The organism is Amycolatopsis vastitatis (assembly GCF_002234595.1).
Lineage (GTDB): Bacteria > Actinomycetota > Actinomycetes > Mycobacteriales > Pseudonocardiaceae > Amycolatopsis > Amycolatopsis vastitatis.
Map to the genome: position 1 here is coordinate 90,033 of NZ_NMUL01000041.1, position 15,893 is coordinate 105,925.

17 protein-coding genes are annotated in these 15,893 nt (G+C 71.9%); 10 read left to right on the plus strand and 7 right to left on the minus strand.

What is annotated here, in order from left to right:
• Positions 1 to 139 precede the first annotated feature (139 nt).
• Entirely contained in the window at positions 140 to 382 is a 243-nt protein-coding gene (locus CF165_RS35250; protein ID WP_034284335.1) for a DUF3039 domain-containing protein, read from the minus strand.
• A gap of 67 nt (positions 383 to 449) precedes the next feature.
• Here CF165_RS35250 and CF165_RS35255 point away from each other — a divergent pair, with 67 nt between their 5' ends.
• Genes CF165_RS35255 through CF165_RS35270 form a run of 4 tightly spaced genes read left to right on the plus strand, consistent with a single transcriptional unit; the run spans position 450 to position 3,642 of the window.
• Positions 450 to 1,238, plus strand: coding sequence for a sporulation protein (locus tag CF165_RS35255; RefSeq protein WP_093951913.1), 789 nt, complete (start codon positions 450 to 452; stop codon positions 1,236 to 1,238).
• Positions 1,239 to 1,240: 2 nt separating this feature from the next.
• On the plus strand, positions 1,241 to 1,858 hold the full coding sequence (locus CF165_RS35260) for an HD domain-containing protein (protein ID WP_093951914.1): 618 nt from the start codon (positions 1,241 to 1,243) through the stop codon (positions 1,856 to 1,858).
• 9 nt (positions 1,859 to 1,867) lie between these two features.
• Positions 1,868 to 2,773, plus strand: coding sequence for a pseudouridine-5'-phosphate glycosidase (locus tag CF165_RS35265; protein ID WP_093951915.1), 906 nt, complete (start codon positions 1,868 to 1,870; stop codon positions 2,771 to 2,773).
• Positions 2,770 to 3,642, plus strand: coding sequence for a carbohydrate kinase family protein (locus tag CF165_RS35270; RefSeq protein WP_167441654.1), 873 nt, complete (start codon positions 2,770 to 2,772; stop codon positions 3,640 to 3,642). The genes CF165_RS35265 and CF165_RS35270 overlap by 4 nt, the downstream gene beginning before the upstream one ends.
• A gap of 53 nt (positions 3,643 to 3,695) precedes the next feature.
• Here CF165_RS35270 and CF165_RS35275 read toward each other — a convergent pair whose 3' ends face one another.
• Positions 3,696 to 4,010 (minus strand): DUF3099 domain-containing protein, encoded by a 315-nt coding sequence (locus tag CF165_RS35275; protein ID WP_093951916.1) that lies wholly within the window; start codon positions 4,008 to 4,010, stop codon positions 3,696 to 3,698.
• 38 nt (positions 4,011 to 4,048) lie between these two features.
• A complete protein-coding gene (locus CF165_RS35280) occupies positions 4,049 to 5,314 on the minus strand; it encodes an amidohydrolase (protein ID WP_093951917.1) in 1,266 nt (421 codons plus the stop codon).
• A 28-nt stretch (positions 5,315 to 5,342) separates the two neighbouring features.
• On the opposite strand from CF165_RS35280, the gene CF165_RS35285 reads away from it, so the two are divergent.
• From CF165_RS35285 to CF165_RS35300, 4 genes are all read left to right on the plus strand, one after another.
• A complete protein-coding gene (locus tag CF165_RS35285) occupies positions 5,343 to 6,845 on the plus strand; it encodes a DUF7782 domain-containing protein (RefSeq protein ID WP_093951918.1) in 1,503 nt (500 codons plus the stop codon).
• Positions 6,842 to 7,267: a D-aminoacyl-tRNA deacylase gene (gene dtd, locus CF165_RS35290; protein WP_093951919.1), complete on the plus strand. Its 426-nt coding sequence runs from the start codon at positions 6,842 to 6,844 to the stop codon at positions 7,265 to 7,267. Before CF165_RS35285 ends, dtd begins: the two co-directional genes overlap by 4 nt.
• Positions 7,268 to 7,555: 288 nt before the next feature.
• Complete coding sequence (locus CF165_RS35295; protein ID WP_093951920.1) at positions 7,556 to 8,587, plus strand: sigma-70 family RNA polymerase sigma factor; 1,032 nt, start codon at positions 7,556 to 7,558, stop codon at positions 8,585 to 8,587.
• A 445-nt stretch (positions 8,588 to 9,032) separates the two neighbouring features.
• A complete protein-coding gene (locus tag CF165_RS35300) occupies positions 9,033 to 10,691 on the plus strand; it encodes a fumarate hydratase (RefSeq protein ID WP_093951921.1) in 1,659 nt (552 codons plus the stop codon).
• 100 nt (positions 10,692 to 10,791) lie between these two features.
• Here the strand turns inward: CF165_RS35300 and CF165_RS35305 are convergent, their stop codons facing one another.
• From CF165_RS35305 to CF165_RS35320, 4 genes are all read right to left on the minus strand, one after another.
• Positions 10,792 to 11,466: an SCO2207 family protein gene (locus tag CF165_RS35305; protein ID WP_093951922.1), complete on the minus strand. Its 675-nt coding sequence runs from the start codon at positions 11,464 to 11,466 to the stop codon at positions 10,792 to 10,794.
• A 199-nt stretch (positions 11,467 to 11,665) separates the two neighbouring features.
• Complete coding sequence (locus CF165_RS35310; protein ID WP_240521935.1) at positions 11,666 to 12,187, minus strand: hypothetical protein; 522 nt, start codon at positions 12,185 to 12,187, stop codon at positions 11,666 to 11,668.
• A 101-nt stretch (positions 12,188 to 12,288) separates the two neighbouring features.
• Positions 12,289 to 12,816, minus strand: a complete 528-nt coding sequence (locus CF165_RS35315) for a hypothetical protein (RefSeq protein ID WP_240521936.1) — start codon at positions 12,814 to 12,816, stop codon at positions 12,289 to 12,291.
• Positions 12,817 to 12,864: 48 nt separating this feature from the next.
• On the minus strand, positions 12,865 to 13,632 hold the full coding sequence (locus tag CF165_RS35320) for a GntR family transcriptional regulator (protein WP_093951925.1): 768 nt from the start codon (positions 13,630 to 13,632) through the stop codon (positions 12,865 to 12,867).
• An 80-nt stretch (positions 13,633 to 13,712) separates the two neighbouring features.
• Between CF165_RS35320 and CF165_RS35325 the strand changes: the two genes are divergently transcribed.
• Together CF165_RS35325 and CF165_RS35330 are read left to right on the plus strand one after the other, a co-directional pair.
• Positions 13,713 to 14,930: an APC family permease gene (locus CF165_RS35325; protein ID WP_093951926.1), complete on the plus strand. Its 1,218-nt coding sequence runs from the start codon at positions 13,713 to 13,715 to the stop codon at positions 14,928 to 14,930.
• Positions 14,931 to 15,055: 125 nt separating this feature from the next.
• On the plus strand, positions 15,056 to 15,862 hold the full coding sequence (locus tag CF165_RS35330; RefSeq protein ID WP_093951927.1) for a S1 family peptidase: 807 nt from the start codon (positions 15,056 to 15,058) through the stop codon (positions 15,860 to 15,862).
• The last annotated feature ends 31 nt before the right edge of the window (positions 15,863 to 15,893 follow it).

Below are 15,893 nucleotides of genomic sequence, written 5' to 3' on the forward strand. Positions count from 1 at the left end.
CTGGCCCGGGAGATTTACCAGGACTCCCGCACCCGGCACACCCGCCGAATGAAGGTTTTTCACGTTTGTTCGGCTATCTGTCCGTTTCCGGACAGCAGAAAGGCCCCGGCGGGCTCACCCGCCGGGGTTCAGGCCGGACTCACTTACCCGGACGGAGACTGTCGTAGATCTCCTTGCAGGCCGGGCACACGGGCGACCCGGGCTTCGGCGACTTCGTCACCGGGAAGACCTCGCCGCACAGCGCCACCACGTGAGTGCCCATGACCGCGCTCTCGGCGATCTTGTTCTTCTTCACGTAGTGGAACATCTTCGGGGTGTCGTCGTCGGTGGTGTCCGTGCCCTCGGGCGTGGTTTCCGGCTTCGTCAGCGTCTCGGTGCTCACCCGGCCATTGTGCCCGAGTCCCGCCGAACCTCGTACGAAAGCCCCTCGACCTGGCAGGATTCCCCGCATGTTCCAGAAGGTGCTCGCGACGTTCGGCTCGGGCGGGGCGAAGATCGACGCCCGGCTGCTGGACGCCGCCGCGGCCCCGGGCCGCCCGCTGCACGGCGAGGTGCTGCTGCTCGGCGGCGAGGTGGACCAGGAGATCAAGGGCCTCGCGGTGACGCTGCTGGCCCGCGTCCGGGTGCCCGGCGGCGACCGGACCGAAGACCTGCCGTTCGGCTCCCACCAGCTCGTCGGCCGGGAGATCGTCCGAGCCGGCCGGCAGGTCAGGGTGCCGTTCGAGCTGCCGCTGCCCTGGGAAACGCCGGTGACCAGCGTCTACGGCAAGCCCTTGACCGGCATGGCGGTCGGGGTCCGGGCCGAGCTGGACCTGGCCGCGGCGGTGTCGGACCCGTTCGACGCCGATGCCGTCGCGATCGAGCCGCTGCCGGCGCAGAAGCGGGTCCTCGACGCGGTGAGCCGGCTCGGCTTCACCTTCCGCGAGGCGATCCTCGAGCCGGGCCGGGTCGACGGCGGCCGCCAGCGGCTGCCGTTCTTCCAGGAGATCCGGTTCGCGCCCTCACCCCGCTTCGCGAGCGTCTTTTCCCAGGTCGCGGTGACTTTCTTGACGTCGCCGGAGCGCACCGACGTCGTCCTGGAGGTCACCAAGCGGGTGCGGGTGAGCAAGTCCGGCGGCTTCGGCGGCCGCGGGCAGGACTTCCTCGGGATGTTCACGGTGAAGCCGGACGTCGACTGGGAGAAGCAGCTCGAAGCCTGGCTGGACCAGGTCGCGCGGCCGCGCGGGATCTTCGACTAGCCGTGGAGTGGACCGACGCGATCACGGTGCTGGGCGGCGCGTCCGACGCGTGGCCACGGCTCGAAGCCCGGTACGGCGAGCCCCATCGCCGCTACCACACGCTCGCGCACGCCGCCGCGGTCGCGCGTGACTCCGGCTGGCTGGCTGAAGGCCTCAGCGCCACCGAACGCGCGGTGGTCGCCGTCGCGGCTTGGACGCACGACGTCGTGTACGACGCGAAGCCCGGCGAAGACGAACGCGCCAGCGCCGCCTGGGCCCGCGAAGCCCTGGAAGGGGTCGCCGAAGCCCACGTCGAGCGGGTCGAGGACCTGATCCTCGCCACGATCGAGCACGACGCCCCGGCGGACGACCTCCTGGCCACCGCCCTCCTCGACGCCGATCTCGCCATCCTCGGAGCACCCGAAGAGCAGTACGCGACGTACGCCCGCGGAGTGCGCGAGGAGTACGCGAAGTACCCCGACGACGTCTGGCGCGAAGGGCGCATCGCGGTCCTGGAGAGAATGCTCGCGCGAGAGCTTTACCGCAGCGAAGCCGCGCGGACACGCTGGGCGAGCGCCGCGACGGCGAACCTGACGGCCGAGCTGACCCACTGGCACCGCGCGGCGGGCGATCACCGATGATGGTCCCTCGTGACTACCGCACTCTCGCTGCACGAAGAGGTCGCCTCGGCGCTGCGTGACGGGCACCCCGTCGTCGCGCTGGAGAGCACCATCCTGTCCCACGGCCTGCCGCCGGGCCGCAACCTCGACGTCGCCCGCCGCCTCGAAGGCGTGGTCCGCGACGGCGGCGCCGTCCCGGCCACGATCGCGGTGCTCGACGGGCGGGTCGTCGTCGGCCTCTCCCCCGCGGAACTCGAGCGCGTCTGCGCGCCGGACGCCGGCCTGGACAAGCTGTCGCTGCGCGACCTCGGCCCGGCCGTCGGGCTCGGCCGGTCCGGCGCGACGACCGTGGCGAGCACGTCGGCGCTGGCCGCCGCGGCCGGGATCGGGATGTTCGCCACCGGCGGCCTCGGCGGCGTGCACGTCGGGGCCGCGCAGAGCTGGGACGTCTCGGCGGACCTCGGCGTGCTGGCGAAGGTGCCGACCGTCGTGGTCTGCTCCGGCGTGAAGTCGGTGCTCGACATCCCGGCCACCCTCGAGGTGCTGGAGACGAACTCGGTGCCGGTGCTGGGGTACCGCACCGACGACTTCCCGGCGTTCTACCTGCGTTCGTCCGGGCACGCCGTCGGCTGGCGGGTCGACGACCCGAAGCAGGCGGCCGCCGTGATCGACGCGCACCGCGCCTACGCGGGTTCGGGTGTCCTGCTGGCGAACCCGATCCCCGCGGAGTCCGAAATGGACAAAGAACTGCACGACCGGCTGCTCGCCGAGGGGCTCGCCCTGGTGGCGGACCGGGGTGTGCACGGCGCCGACGTCACGCCGGTGCTGCTGGAGCACTTCCACACCGCGAGCGGCGGGGTCAGCATCGACGCGAACGAAGCGCTGGTGCTGAACAACGCGAAGCTGGCCACCGAAGTGGCCGTGGCGCTCGCATGACCGGGATCGTGGTCGTCGGCGACGCGGCCCTCGACGTGATCGCCCGGCACGACAAGCCGTTGCCGCACGGGGGCGACGCCCGCGCGAAGATCCGGTTCACCGGCGGCGGCGCGGGCGCCAACACCGCGCTGTGGCTGCGGTCCCTCGGCGCCGAGACGACGCTGCTCGCGCGGATCGGCGACGACCCCGGCGGCCGGCTGATCCGCGCGGAGCTGGAGGCGGCGGGCGTGCGGTGCGCGTTCGCCGTCGACGCCGAGGCGCCGACCTGCTGCGTCGTGGTGATGGTCGACGGCTCCGGCCAGCGCAGCATGCTGGCCGACCGCGGCGCGAACCAGCGGTTCGCTCCCGGGGACGTCACCGCCGAAGCGCTCGAAGGGGCGAGCCACCTGCACCTGTCCGGGTACGTCCTGCTCGACCCGCCGTCGCGCGCAGCCGGTCTCGCGGCGCTGGCCGTGGCGAAGGAAGCCGGCCTGACGACGTCGGTCGACCCGCAGGCCGCCGCGCACATCACCGACCCGGCCGCGTTCCTGGCCGACGTCCGCGGGGTCGACCTGCTGATGCCGAACACCGAAGAGCTGGTCGCGCTGACCGGCTCGGCGGATCCCGCGTCGGCGAAGGAACTGCTCGGGACGGTCGGCGCGGTGGTGGTCACCGCCGGGCTCGACGGCGCCAGCTGGGTCGACGCGGGCGGCGTCACGAGCGTGCCCGCGGTCGAAGCGGAGTGCATCGATTCGACGGGGGCGGGTGACGCGTTCGACGCGGGCGTGCTCACCGGCTGGCTGGCCGGTGAGTCCACAGTGGACATCCTGCGGCACGGGACGCGGCTCGGCGCGCTGGCCGTCGGGAAGGTGGGCCCCCAGCCGTCCTGAGTGTGAGAAACAGGGTTAGAACCCTGTTTCTCACTCACGAGCCGTGGTGGGGCTCAGCCGTCGATGACGCGGTGGGTGGTGCCTTCGATCGCCTTCGCCTCGCGCTGGTAGGTCGAGACGTTCTCGGACTTGCGGGGCGGGCGGTCGTTGGCGATCAGCACCGCGATCCACGGCAGCGGCACGGAGATCGCCAGGAAGCCCAGGGCCAGCCACCACACGTGGTAGGTCAGCCCGGCGAGGATCAGACACGGGATGCGGCAGCACATCATGATGACGTACTTGCGCTTGCGCGCGGCGAACTGCTCTTCGTACGACGGGGCCGCCCCGGTGATCAGCACCGGGTCCGAGTCGTTGGCGGGCATGGTCACTGCACCACCTCCGCCGTCCATCGTCCCACTTGCGCGGGTCATCCGACACCGGGGTGGCGCAACTCGCTCAACGCGGAAAGCACCAGCGTCTCGATGCCGGTGCGCAGGGTCGGGTGCAGCACCGGGGCGAACCGCGGCGAGTGGTTGGACGGGATGTCGCGCTCGAACCGGCCCTCGGTCATCGCCGTGATCACCGTCTCCGGGTCGAAGCCGCCGACCAGCCAGAACACCGACGGCACGCCGGCCGCGCGGCCGAACTCGCTGAAGTCCTCACTGCCGGTGATCAGCGGTGCCGGGAACACGACGTCGGTCCCGAAGTGGCCGCGGAAGACCTCGGTGAGCGCCTCGCTGGCGGCCTCGTCGTTCTCGGTGACCGGGTAGGCGCCGGAGCGCTCGATCTCCGGCGGCTTCGGCGCGCCGGCCGTGGCCGCCTCGCCGTGGACGATCCGCTCGACCGCGGCCAGCACCCGCTCGCGCACGGCCTGGTCGAACGAACGGATGTTGACCTCCATGACGGCGTCGTCGGCGATCACGTTGCTCGCCGTGCCGACGTGCAGCGAACCGACCGTGACCACGGCCGAGTCCGTGGCGGCGATCTCGCGCGACACGATCGTCTGCAGCTTGAGCACCACGGACGCGGCCAGCACCGCCGGGTCGACGGTCGTCTCCGGGCGTGAGCCGTGGCCGCCGCGGCCGTGCAGGGTGACGCGCAGCGTGTCGGTCGCGGCCATGATCACGCCCGGCCGGGTGAGCACCCAGCCCGCGGGGCCGGGCACCAGGTGCTGCCCGAACACGACGTCGGGTTTCCCGGCGATCTCGAACAGGCCGTCGGCCACCATCGCCGCGGCACCGCCCGCGCCCTCCTCCCCCGGTTGGAACACCACCAGCAGCGTGCCGGCCCAGGTGTCGCGCCCCTTCGCGAGCAGCGCGGCGGCGCCGGAGAGCCAGGTGGCGTGCATGTCGTGCCCGCAGGCGTGCATGACCGGGACGTCGGTGCCGTGCTCGTCGGTGCCGCGGACGGTGCTCGCGTAGGACAGCCCGGTCTTCTCCTCGACCGGCAGCGCGTCGATGTCGGCGCGCAGCAGCACCGTGGGCCCCTCGCCGTTGCGCAGCACGCCCAGCACGCCGGTCCGGGCGATGCCGGTGTGCACCTCGTAGCCGTCGCGCTCCAGCCGCCGGGCCAGCTCGGCCGCCGTCCGGGTCTCGGCGAAGGACAGCTCCGGGTGCCGGTGGAGGTCGATGTAGAGCGCTTCGAGCTCGGGCAGCGCCGCGTCGAGCGGGGCGAGGACGCGTTCAGGGGTCACGGGAGCCATCGTGGCAGCATTACCCACCGTGAGCACGCGAAGTGGAACGCCCGACCTGTCCGACGACGTCTGCGCGCGGCTGCGCGAGGCCTTCCGGCGCACCGGCTACGACGCCGACGGCGTGGTGGCCGCCCTGGGCGGTGCCGCGCACGCGGCGCTCGGCCGCGGCGAGCCGGTGCCTGCCGAGCGCGCGAGCCGGGACGCGGGTGACCTCGGCACGCTGATCCGGCTGTTCCTGCTCGGCGGAACCGAGCCCGAGACGGCGGTCAAGGCCGCTTTCGCGCCGCTCACACCCGAGGACGCCGTCTTCGCCGGTGTGTTGTCGGCGGCCGATGGCGGCTACCGGGCCGCGCTGGACATCCGGCCCCACGGCGATGAAGAGGGCTCGTGGTGGGTCGTGTCCGACCTCGACGCCGACGTGCTCGGCACCACCGTGCCCGAGGACCACGTGCTCGGCGTCGGCCACGCGTCGCTGTCGCTGATCCGCGCGACCAGCCGCCGCCCGGTCGGCACCCTGCTCGACCTGGGCACCGGCAACGGCGTGCAGGCGCTGCACGCGACCCGGCACGCCGGGCGCGTCACCGCGACCGACGTCTCCGCCCGGGCCCTCGCGCTGGCCGCGGCGACCTTCCGGCTGAACGAACTGGACGTCGAGCTGGTGCGCGGCGAGTGGTTCGCGCCGGTCGCGCGGCGGAAGTTCGACCAGGTCGTGTGCAACCCGCCGTTCGTCGTCGGCCCGGCCCGCGTCGACTACACCTACCGCGACTCCGGGCTGGCGGGCGACGACGCGAGCGCGCTGGTCGTGCGGCAGCTGCCGGGCTTCCTCAACGACGGCGGCGTGGGTCACCTGCTCGCTTCGTGGCTGCACACCTCCAGCGAAGACTGGGCCGATCGGGTGAGCCGCTGGCTGCCCGCCGAAACCGACGCCTGGTTCGTGCAGCGGGACGTCGCCGATCCGGCGCTCTACGTCGGCACGTGGCTGCGGGACGCGGGCCTCGACCCGCGTTCGCCCGAGGGCCGGGCGAAGGCCGCGGCGTGGCTCGACTGGTTCGCCGCCCACGACGTCCGGGGCATCGGCTTCGGCTTCGTCACGCTGCGACGCGCGGCCGGGCGGACTCCGACCGTGGTGTGCGAGGACCTCAGGCAGGCCTACGACGACCCGCTGGGCCCGGAAGCGGCGGGTTGGCTGGACCGCGTGGAATGGCTGCGAGAATCGGGCGATTCTCTCCTCGATGTCCGTTTTGTCGTGCCCGACACGGTTTTGCTGGAAAGCGTCGAGGAACCCGGCGACGAGGGCTGGACGACGACGATCCGCCGCCTGCACCGCACCGACGGACCGGGCTGGCAGCACGAGGTCGACGAGCTGGCCGCGAGGCTGCTGGCGGGCTGCCGCGGCGCGCTGCCGCTGGAGGACCTGATCGAGCTCCTCGCGGCCGCGCAGGGGCTGTCGTCCGAGGAGCTGGCGGCCGCCGCGCTGCCCGTCGTCCGGGAGCTCGTCCGGCACGGCATGCTCGTCCCGGCGGAGCGGTGAGGGCCGTCGCCGCCCGCGTCACACGGGCGGACGTCACCGTCGACGGCGAGGTCGTCGGCGCGATCGACGAGCCGGGTTTGCTTGTGCTGCTGGGAATCCACGCCGGCGACGACGTCGCGAAGGCCGCCGTGATGGCACGCAAATTGCACGAACTGCGTGTGCTGCGCGACGAGGAATCATGCGCCACGGCGAATGCGCCGCTGCTCGTCGTGAGCCAGTTCACGCTCTACGGCGACACGAAGAAAGGCCGGCGCCCGTCGTGGACACAGGCGGCCCGGCCGGAGGTCGCCGAGCCGTTGGTGGACGCCGTCGTGGGCGAGCTGCGCGGCCGCGGCGCCACCGTGGCGACGGGCCGCTTCGGGGCCATGATGGCGGTCTCGAGCATCAACGACGGTCCGTTCACCGTTCTGGTAGAGGTCTAGACCATGGCCGGACGGTTCACTTCCTGACCGGATTCATACGGGATTCTCAGGTTTCCCGGTCATGAACGTTCTCAGCAAAAGCTCAGCATTGGTTCAGCAACCGGATCGGTCCCGCATCCGTCTTCCTCTATGACGGACCGGGAACGTTTTGGGAACCCGGAGCGTTGTGCCAGATGTCCAGCCAAGCCGGCCGGACCGGCGTACCGGGATCCACAGGCCCCGGTTCGCGGGTACGAACCCGGCGGGACCACCGCAGCAGCACGTTCAGCCCGTGACCGGGGAGGCAGAATGTCAGTCCAGACTCTCGAACGCGAGTCGCGCGGGATTCGCGAGCGTATCCCGGCTCAGATGTCCGAGGAGCCGTCGTTGAGCGTGGGGACGCTCACCGACGCCGACCTCGACGCCCAGAGCCCCGCCGCCGACCTCGTCCGCGTCTACCTCAACGGCATCGGCAAGACGGCCCTGCTCAGCGCGGCCGACGAGGTCGAGCTCGCCAAGCGCATCGAAGCCGGGGTCTTCGCCCAGCACATGCTGGACACGGCCGAAAACCTCACCGCGAAGCGCCGCACCGAGCTGGCGGCCCTGATCCGCGACGGCCACGTGGCGAAGAACCACCTGCTGGAGGCCAACCTCCGCCTGGTGGTCTCGCTCGCCAAGCGCTACACCGGCCGGGGGATGCCGCTGCTCGACCTGATCCAGGAGGGGAACCTGGGTCTCATCCGCGCGGTGGAGAAGTTCGACTACTCCAAGGGGTTCAAGTTCTCGACCTACGCCACCTGGTGGATCCGGCAGGCCATCACCCGGGGCATGGCCGACCAGGGCCGCACCATCCGGCTCCCGGTCCACCTGGTGGAACAGGTCAACAAGCTGGCCCGCATCAAGCGCGACCTGCACCAGCAGCTCGGGCGGGACGCGACGCACGAGGAGCTGGCGGCCGAGTCGGGCATCCCGGCCCACAAGATCTCGGACCTGCTCGACCACTCGCGTGACCCGGTAAGCCTCGACATGCCGGTCGGCACGGAGGAGGACGCCCCGCTGGGCGACTTCATCGAGGACTCCGAGGCGACCGACGCCGAGAGCGCCGTCATCTCGGGCCTGCTCCAGGACGACCTCCGCCGCGTCCTGGCGACGCTGGACGACCGCGAGCAGCACGTCATCCGGCTCCGCTACGGCCTCGACGACGGCCAGCCCCGCACCCTCGACCAGATCGGCAAGCACTTCGGGCTGTCCCGCGAGCGCGTGCGCCAGATCGAGCGCGAGGTCATGTCCAAGCTCCGCCAGGGCGAGCGCGCGGACCGGCTCCGCGCCTACGCCAGCTGATCGATTCTCGTCCGAGGGCGGGTGCACGCCGTGCACCCGCCCTCGGTCATTTCCGCACCCCGCTGACCAGGCGTTCGGCCGGGCGCGAAAATTTTCCACGAAAGCCGGGTTTCGTCCTTTACCGGCCTGGGTAGCAACCCTCCGCCAGCACCCGTTCGGCGGCGTTGACTTATGACCTGCGTCACGACAGCCTCGATTGAGGCGGCCACGGAGCGACCAGTGCCGGCGCAGGCCTCGCGACCGGGTGTGCACGCATCCGGGAGCTTTCCCCGGGAGGTCGGGTCCGTCGGGGTGGACCCGGCCTCCCGACCAGCTTCCGCGGCGCACCCGGCCCGCCGGCGAAGCCTGGCCGTGGGGCGTCTCACAGTGACCGCATGCCTCTTCGGCGTGACCCTTGCCGCTGCGTAGGGTGGACCGATCCCGGAGCTGGCAAAGGAGCCTGGCAGTGCCGTCCACCACGTTTCAGCACACCGAAGTCCTCCCGCTGGGCAAGGACACCACCACCGAGTACCGGCTGGTCACCGACGAGGGCGTCGAGACCGTCGAAGCCGCCGGGCGGACGTTCCTGAAGATCGACCCCGCGGCGCTCACCACCCTGGCCCGCACCGCCATCACCGACATCCAGCACCTGTTGCGCACGTCACACCTCGCCCAGCTGCGCGCCATCGTCGACGACCCCGAAGCCAGCGGCAACGACCGGTTCGTGGCCATGGACCTGCTGCGCAACGCCGCCATCTCCGCCGGTGGCGTGCTCCCCATGTGCCAGGACACCGGCACCGCCATCGTCATCGGCAAGCGCGGCGAGGGCGTCCTCACCGGCGGGGACGACGAGCGCGCGCTTTCGCAGGGCATCTTCGACGCCTACCAGCAGCTGAACCTCCGCTATTCGCAGATGGCGCCGCTGAACTTCTGGGACGAGCGCAACACCGGCACCAACCTGCCCGCGCAGATCGAGCTCTACCACAAGGACGGGCAAAACGACCCGTCCTACGAGTTCCTCTTCATGGCCAAGGGCGGTGGCAGCGCCAACAAGACGTTCCTCTACCAGGAGACCAAGGCCGTCCTGAACCCGAAGCGGCTCGCCCGGTTCCTCGACGAGAAGCTGCGCAGCCTCGGCACCGCCGCCTGCCCGCCGTACCACCTCGCGATCGTCGTCGGCGGCATGTCCGCGGAGTTCAACCTCAAGGTCGCGAAGCTCGCCTCCGCCCGCTACCTCGACAACCTCCCGGCCGAGGGTTCCGAGCTGGGCCACGCCTTCCGTGACCGCGATCTCGAGCAACAGGTCCTCGAGATGACCCGGCAGTTCGGCATCGGCGCGCAGTTCGGCGGCAAGTACTTCTGCCACGACGTCCGCGTCATCCGGCTCCCCCGGCACGGTGCCAGTTGCCCGGTGGGCGTCGCCGTCTCCTGCTCGGCCGACCGGCAGGCCAAGGCCAAGATCACCGCCGACGGCGTCTTCATCGAGCAGCTCGAGCGCGACCCGGCCCGCTTCCTGCCCGACGTCACCGAAGAAGACCTCTCCGACGACGTCGTCAGTGTCGACCTCAACCGGCCGATGGCCGAGATCCGCGCGCAGCTTTCGCAGCTGCCGGTCAAGACACGGCTTTCGCTCACCGGGCCGCTGGTCGTCGCCCGCGACATCGCCCACGCGAAGATCGCCGAACGCCTCGACGCCGGCGAGGAGATGCCGGACTACCTGAAGAACCACCCGGTCTACTACGCCGGGCCGGCGAAGACGCCCGAGGGCTACGCGTCCGGCTCGTTCGGGCCGACCACGGCCGGGCGGATGGACTCCTACGTCGAGCAGTTCCAGGCCGCCGGCGGCTCACTCGTCATGCTGGCCAAGGGAAACCGCTCGAAGCAGGTGACCGCGGCGTGCCAGGCGCACGGCGGGTTCTACCTCGGCTCCATCGGCGGCCCGGCCGCCCGGCTGGCGCAGGACTGCATCAAGAAGGTCGACGTCCTCGAGTACGCCGAACTCGGGATGGAGGCCGTCTGGAAGATCGAGGTCGAGGACTTCCCGGCGTTCATCGTCATCGACGACAAGGGCAACGACTTCTTCGCCAGCACCGGCGATCCGGTGCTGCAGATCAGCTTCCGCTGACAGACCGAAGCGGCCTTCCGTCCACGGAGGACAGAAGGCCGCTTCTGGCCCGGAGAAGGGGCACCGGCCCGCCACCGGTGCCCCCTTCCTTCCCGCTCCCTCAGCCGACGCGCTCGATCCGCGCGCGCCGGATGAGGAACTTTCCGGGTTCCCGAACCTGTTCGAAGGCCGCGTTGTTGAGCAGCGTGCAGCTGCCCGACACCGACGTCACCTCCACGGTCGTGGACTTCGAGTTGTCCAGGTTGGTCACCTTCAGCTTCGTCCCCGCCGGGAACTGGTTGCTCGACGCGGCCGGTGCGCCGCCCTCCCCCGAGAGGGTGACTGTCGAACCGGCGCACACGACGCCCTTCTGCGCCGCCGCGCCCGCACCGGCGGCGGCCTGGTCCTGTTTCTTCTGCTGACCGGGCGCCTGGGCCTTGCCCGGCGCGTTGCCGGAGTTGCCGGGCGCGGCGGCGGCCTGGCCGTTGTTCGCCGCGACGTTCGCCGTGCAGCCCGCGACCTGCCGCCGCTGCTGGATCAGGTCCACCACGGCCTGCCGGTTGGCGATCCGCGCGGCCGACTGCGCGTCCGGGTTCGCCTGCTGCCCCGCGATGAAGGTCAGGTTGTTCTGCAACGCGGTGTCGAGTCCCGCGCAGTTCTCCTTGGGCGCTTCGGCGGCGTTGCCCGCGGGACTGCTCAGCGCGATGGCCGTCGCGGTGACACCGGCGACCCCCAGCAACGCGGCCAATCCGACGGTCGCCTGCTTGCGGTGCCGACCACTGCTCAACCGGGGCATGGGCCCCTCCTCTCTGATCACCACCTCACCCGGGGACACGGCCCGGTCACCGCGGCGGTTCACCGGGAGCGCTGACAATTTCGACAACTTCGACAACGGCGGATCGACCTGGTCCGGACCAATGCCCGACCGTCCACTGCGGACCGGGCAGACGGAAACGGCCCCGGAGAACATCTCCGGGGCCGTGGCGTCGTCGCGGTTACTTCGGCGGCGTCGTCTTCAGCACCACCGTGCGCTGGTCGAGCGGCGCGGCGAGCACGACCGAGATCACCGGGTACCGGATGTCCATCGTGCACATCTGACCGGTCTGCGCCTTGGTCTCGCTCAGGTTGACCACGACGCGGTCGCCGGTCTGCTCGGCCGCCTCGCCGAGCGCGTGGCCGCAGCCGCCTTCCTGGGCGCGGATGTCGAGCACCATGCCGCCGTTGGAGGTCCACACCTCGTGCGGGAACCCGGCGGGCAGCGCGGTCGCGTCGACCTTGCCCGGAGGGACCGGGGTGCTGCCCTCGGGCACGGTGAGCCGCGGTTTGCCCGGCGGGTTGGCCGTCGGCGGCGCCGGCAGGACCGATGCGCTCGGCGACGGCGACGTCGACACGCTGCCGGTGGGCCCGGCGGAGTCGCCTCCGGCGGCGGGCTGGGCGGTGGACATGTCCGGGCCGGCACAGGCCGTCACCATCAGCAGGAGCGCACCTGTCCCGACCACCTTCGCTGAGTACCTCATGCGTGAAGGACGGAACGGGGGCGCCGCGGGGTTGCACCGGACGTGGTCCAGGCGGGCGTCCCCGGGCATCCCGGCGACGCCCGCCCAGCGTCGAGGGAAATTCAGCCCTGGCGGAGGACGATCGTGCGCGTGCCGAGCGACTCCGACAGCGGCAGCGGGATCCGGATCTCCTTGATGTAGTCGGGGCACATCTGGCCCTTCGGCGCGGAGGTGACGGTGACCAGCACGACCACCTGCTGCGCGGTCTGGTCGCCGACGCGCGCCGAGATGCGGCGGCAGCCGCCCTCCTCGGCCTGCAGGGTCAGCGTCCGGCCGTCGATGCTCCGGAAGAGGCTGCGCGGGTAGCCCTCGGGCAGCCCTCGGGCGTCGACCTGGGTCTCGGCCACGACGTCGTCACCCGGCGCGATCCCCTGCGTCGGGCGCCCGACGGTCTGGGACGGCGGCGGGCCGGCGGACGGGGTCACCGTCGGAGGCACGGACGGTGACGACGAGGGTGTCGGGGGCCCGGTCACCGACGTCCCGGGCCCGGTGCCGCTCGCCGCAGGAGCGCCGGCGCCGGTATTGGCCGCGCAGGCGGTCACCGTGAGCAGCAGCAGGCCGGTCCCCAGCAGTTTCACCGTGGTACGCATACCTGCCAGACGGAACGGAACCCGCGCCGGGTTGCATCCGGGCGCCGGTCAGTCGGCGCGGCCCAGGCGGGTCAGGAAGCTAAGCCGGTCGCCGCGGTAGAGCGAGCGCACGCGCTCGAACGGCGTGCCGTCCCGCCCCCACGCGACGCGGTGCGTGAGCAGCATCGGCAGGGCCGGGTTGGTGCCGATCAGGAGCGCTTCGCGCGGGGTGGCCAGCACGGTCTCGACGCGCTCCTCGGCGCCGTGGACCGCCACGCCGCTCAGGCACGCCGAGAGCGGCTGCCCGGGGTCGAACGCGTCCAGGAGGCCCGGGAACCGCTCGGCGGGGAGATAAGTCGACTCCAGGCCGACGCGCTCCTCGTCGGCCAGCAGGACCCGCTCGATGTGGAACACCTCCGCGTCCGAGGTGACCCGCAGGTCGGCGGCCAGCGCGCGGCCCGCCGGGCGCCGTTCCAACGTGATGGCGCTGCGGCCGGGCCGGACGCCCTGGCGCCGCGGCCCCTCGGCGGAGCCGGTCAGGGCCAGCGGCTGGACGAGCTTCGGCCCGGCGACGTAGGTGCCGCTCCCCTGGCGGCGGCTGAGCTTGCCCTCGAGCACCAGCTCCCCCACCGCCTGCCGTACCGTCGCCCGCGACACATCGAACCGTTCGCACAATTCCCGTTCCGTGGGCAGCACCGCGCCTTCGCCGAGTTCCGCGATCACCGCCAGCAGCTCGACCTTGACCGCGTAATACCGCGGGACACGGCCGTGCTCGGGAATCCCGTCGAGCACGGGACCGTCGGCGGACAGGCGGGAATGGGGCGAAGGGGCGGACACGGAATCGACCCTATTGGGTTCTGCGTACGCCGTGGTTCGCTGTGGTCAGCAACACGGCTGTCACACGGAGGATCACCCGGATGCGCTCGACCCCACTGGCTCGCCGCCTCGGCCTCGCCGACGCCGTTTTCCTGGGCCTCGGCTCGATGATCGGCGCCGGCGTGTTCGCCGCGTTCGCCCCGGCGGCGCGGGCGGCGGGCGCCGGATTGCTCATCGCGCTGGTCCTCGCGGCCGTCGTCGCTTACTGCAATGCGACGTCTTCGGCGCAGCTCGCCGCGATTCATCCCCAATCCGGCGGGACCTACGTTTACGGCCGGGAAAGGCTCGGTGAATTCTGGGGTTTCCTCGCCGGCTGGGGATTCGTCACCGGGAAGACGGCCAGCTGCGCCGCGATGACGCTGACCGTCGTCGCCTACGCCGCGCCCGGCCTCGGGCAGCCGTGGCGGAGCGCGCTCGCCGTCGCCGTCGTCGCCGCGCTCACGGTAGTCAACTACTTCGGCGTGCACCGGTCCGCGCTGGCGACCCGGGTGATCGTGTCGTGCACCCTCCTCGTGCTCACCGCCGCCGCGGTGACGATGGCCGCGGGACCGCACGCCGGCGGCCCGCTCGTCGCCTGGCCCGGCGGCGGGGGCGTCCTCGAGGCGGCGGGGCTGCTCTTCTTCGCCTTCGCCGGGTACGCGCGGCTCGCGACGCTCGGCGAGGAGGTCCGCGACCCGGCCCGGACCATCCCCCGCGCCATCCCGCTCGCCCTCGGCATCACGCTCGTGGTCTACGCCGCGCTGGCGGTGCTGCTGCTCGTCCGGCTCGGCCCGGCCGCGCTCGCCGCGAGCCCGGACCCGATCGCCGCGGCCGTCCCGGGGTGGCTCGCACCGGTCGTGCGGGTGGGCGCGGCGCTGGCGGCGCTCGGCTCGCTGCTGGCGCTCATCCTCGGCGTCTCGCGCACGACGCTGGCGATGAGCCGCGACGGCCACCTCCCCCGGTTCCTCGCCGCGGTGCACCCGCGCTACAACGTGCCGCACCGCGCCGAGCTGGCTGTCGGGCTCATCGTCGCCGTGCTCGCCGCGTCGATCGACCTGCGGGCCGCGATCGGCTTCTCGTCCTTCGCCGTGCTGACGTACTACGCGATCGCCAACGCCGCGGCGTTCACGCTGAGGGGGAAGGCCCGGCCGATCGCCGTGCTCGGGCTGGCCGGGTGCGTGGTGCTGGCCTTCAGCCTGCCGTTGCCGTCGGTGCTGGCCGGCTGCGGCGCGCTCGTGCTGGGCAGTCTGGCCTACGGCCTTCGTCGGATGCGCCGGTGAGAAATCACCCAACCGCCCGAAAGATCCGAAGAAAGTCGGTTGTCCCGGTCTGTGACCACCTGGTGTAGTCGTGGAGCCGCTTTCGGCAACGGCTTCCACTGTGGACACTGGAAGGACTGATCCCCTTGGCCCCCAAGCGCTGGTTCACCCTGCTCAGAAACGCCACCACCGCACTCGCCGCGGTCGCCGCGGCGGCCTCGTTCGCCACCCCGGCGATCGCCACCGCCGCCCAGCCGCCGTCCACCGACGTCGTCGGCGGCACCCGGGCCGCCCAGGGCGAATTCCCGTTCATGGTCCGGCTTTCCATGGGCTGCGGCGGAGCGCTGTACACCAAGCAGATCGTCCTGACGGCCGCGCACTGCGTGAGCCGGACCGGGTCGAACACCTCCATCACGGCGACGGTCGGCGTGGTCGACCTCAACAGCTCCAGCGCGCAGAAGATCCGCTCGACCTACGTCTACCGGTCCCCCACGTACGACACCGCGACCGGCGGCGACTGGGCGCTGATCAAGCTCGCGAGCCCGGTGAGCGGGCTTTCGACGCTGCCGATCGCGTCGACGTCGGCCTACAACTCCGGCACGTTCACCGTGGCCGGCTGGGGTGCGGCGACCGAAGGCGGTTCGCAGCAGCGGTACCTGCTCAAGGCGACCGTCCCGTTCGTCGACGACGCCACCTGCGCCGCGCAGGGCGGCAGCTACCCCGACCTGATCCCGAGCGCCGAGATCTGCGCGGGCAACCTGGCCTCGGGCGGCGTCGACACCTGCCAGGGCGACTCCGGCGGCCCGATGTTCCGCCGGGACAACGCAGGCGCGTGGATCCAGGTGGGCATCGTCAGCTGGGGTGACGGCTGCGCCCGGCCGCACGCCCCCGGCGTCTACACCGAGGTGAGCACGTTCGCGTCGAAGATCGCCTCGGCGGCCGCCGGCCTGTAACCGTTACGCACGAAGAAGGGCCCCCACCGCT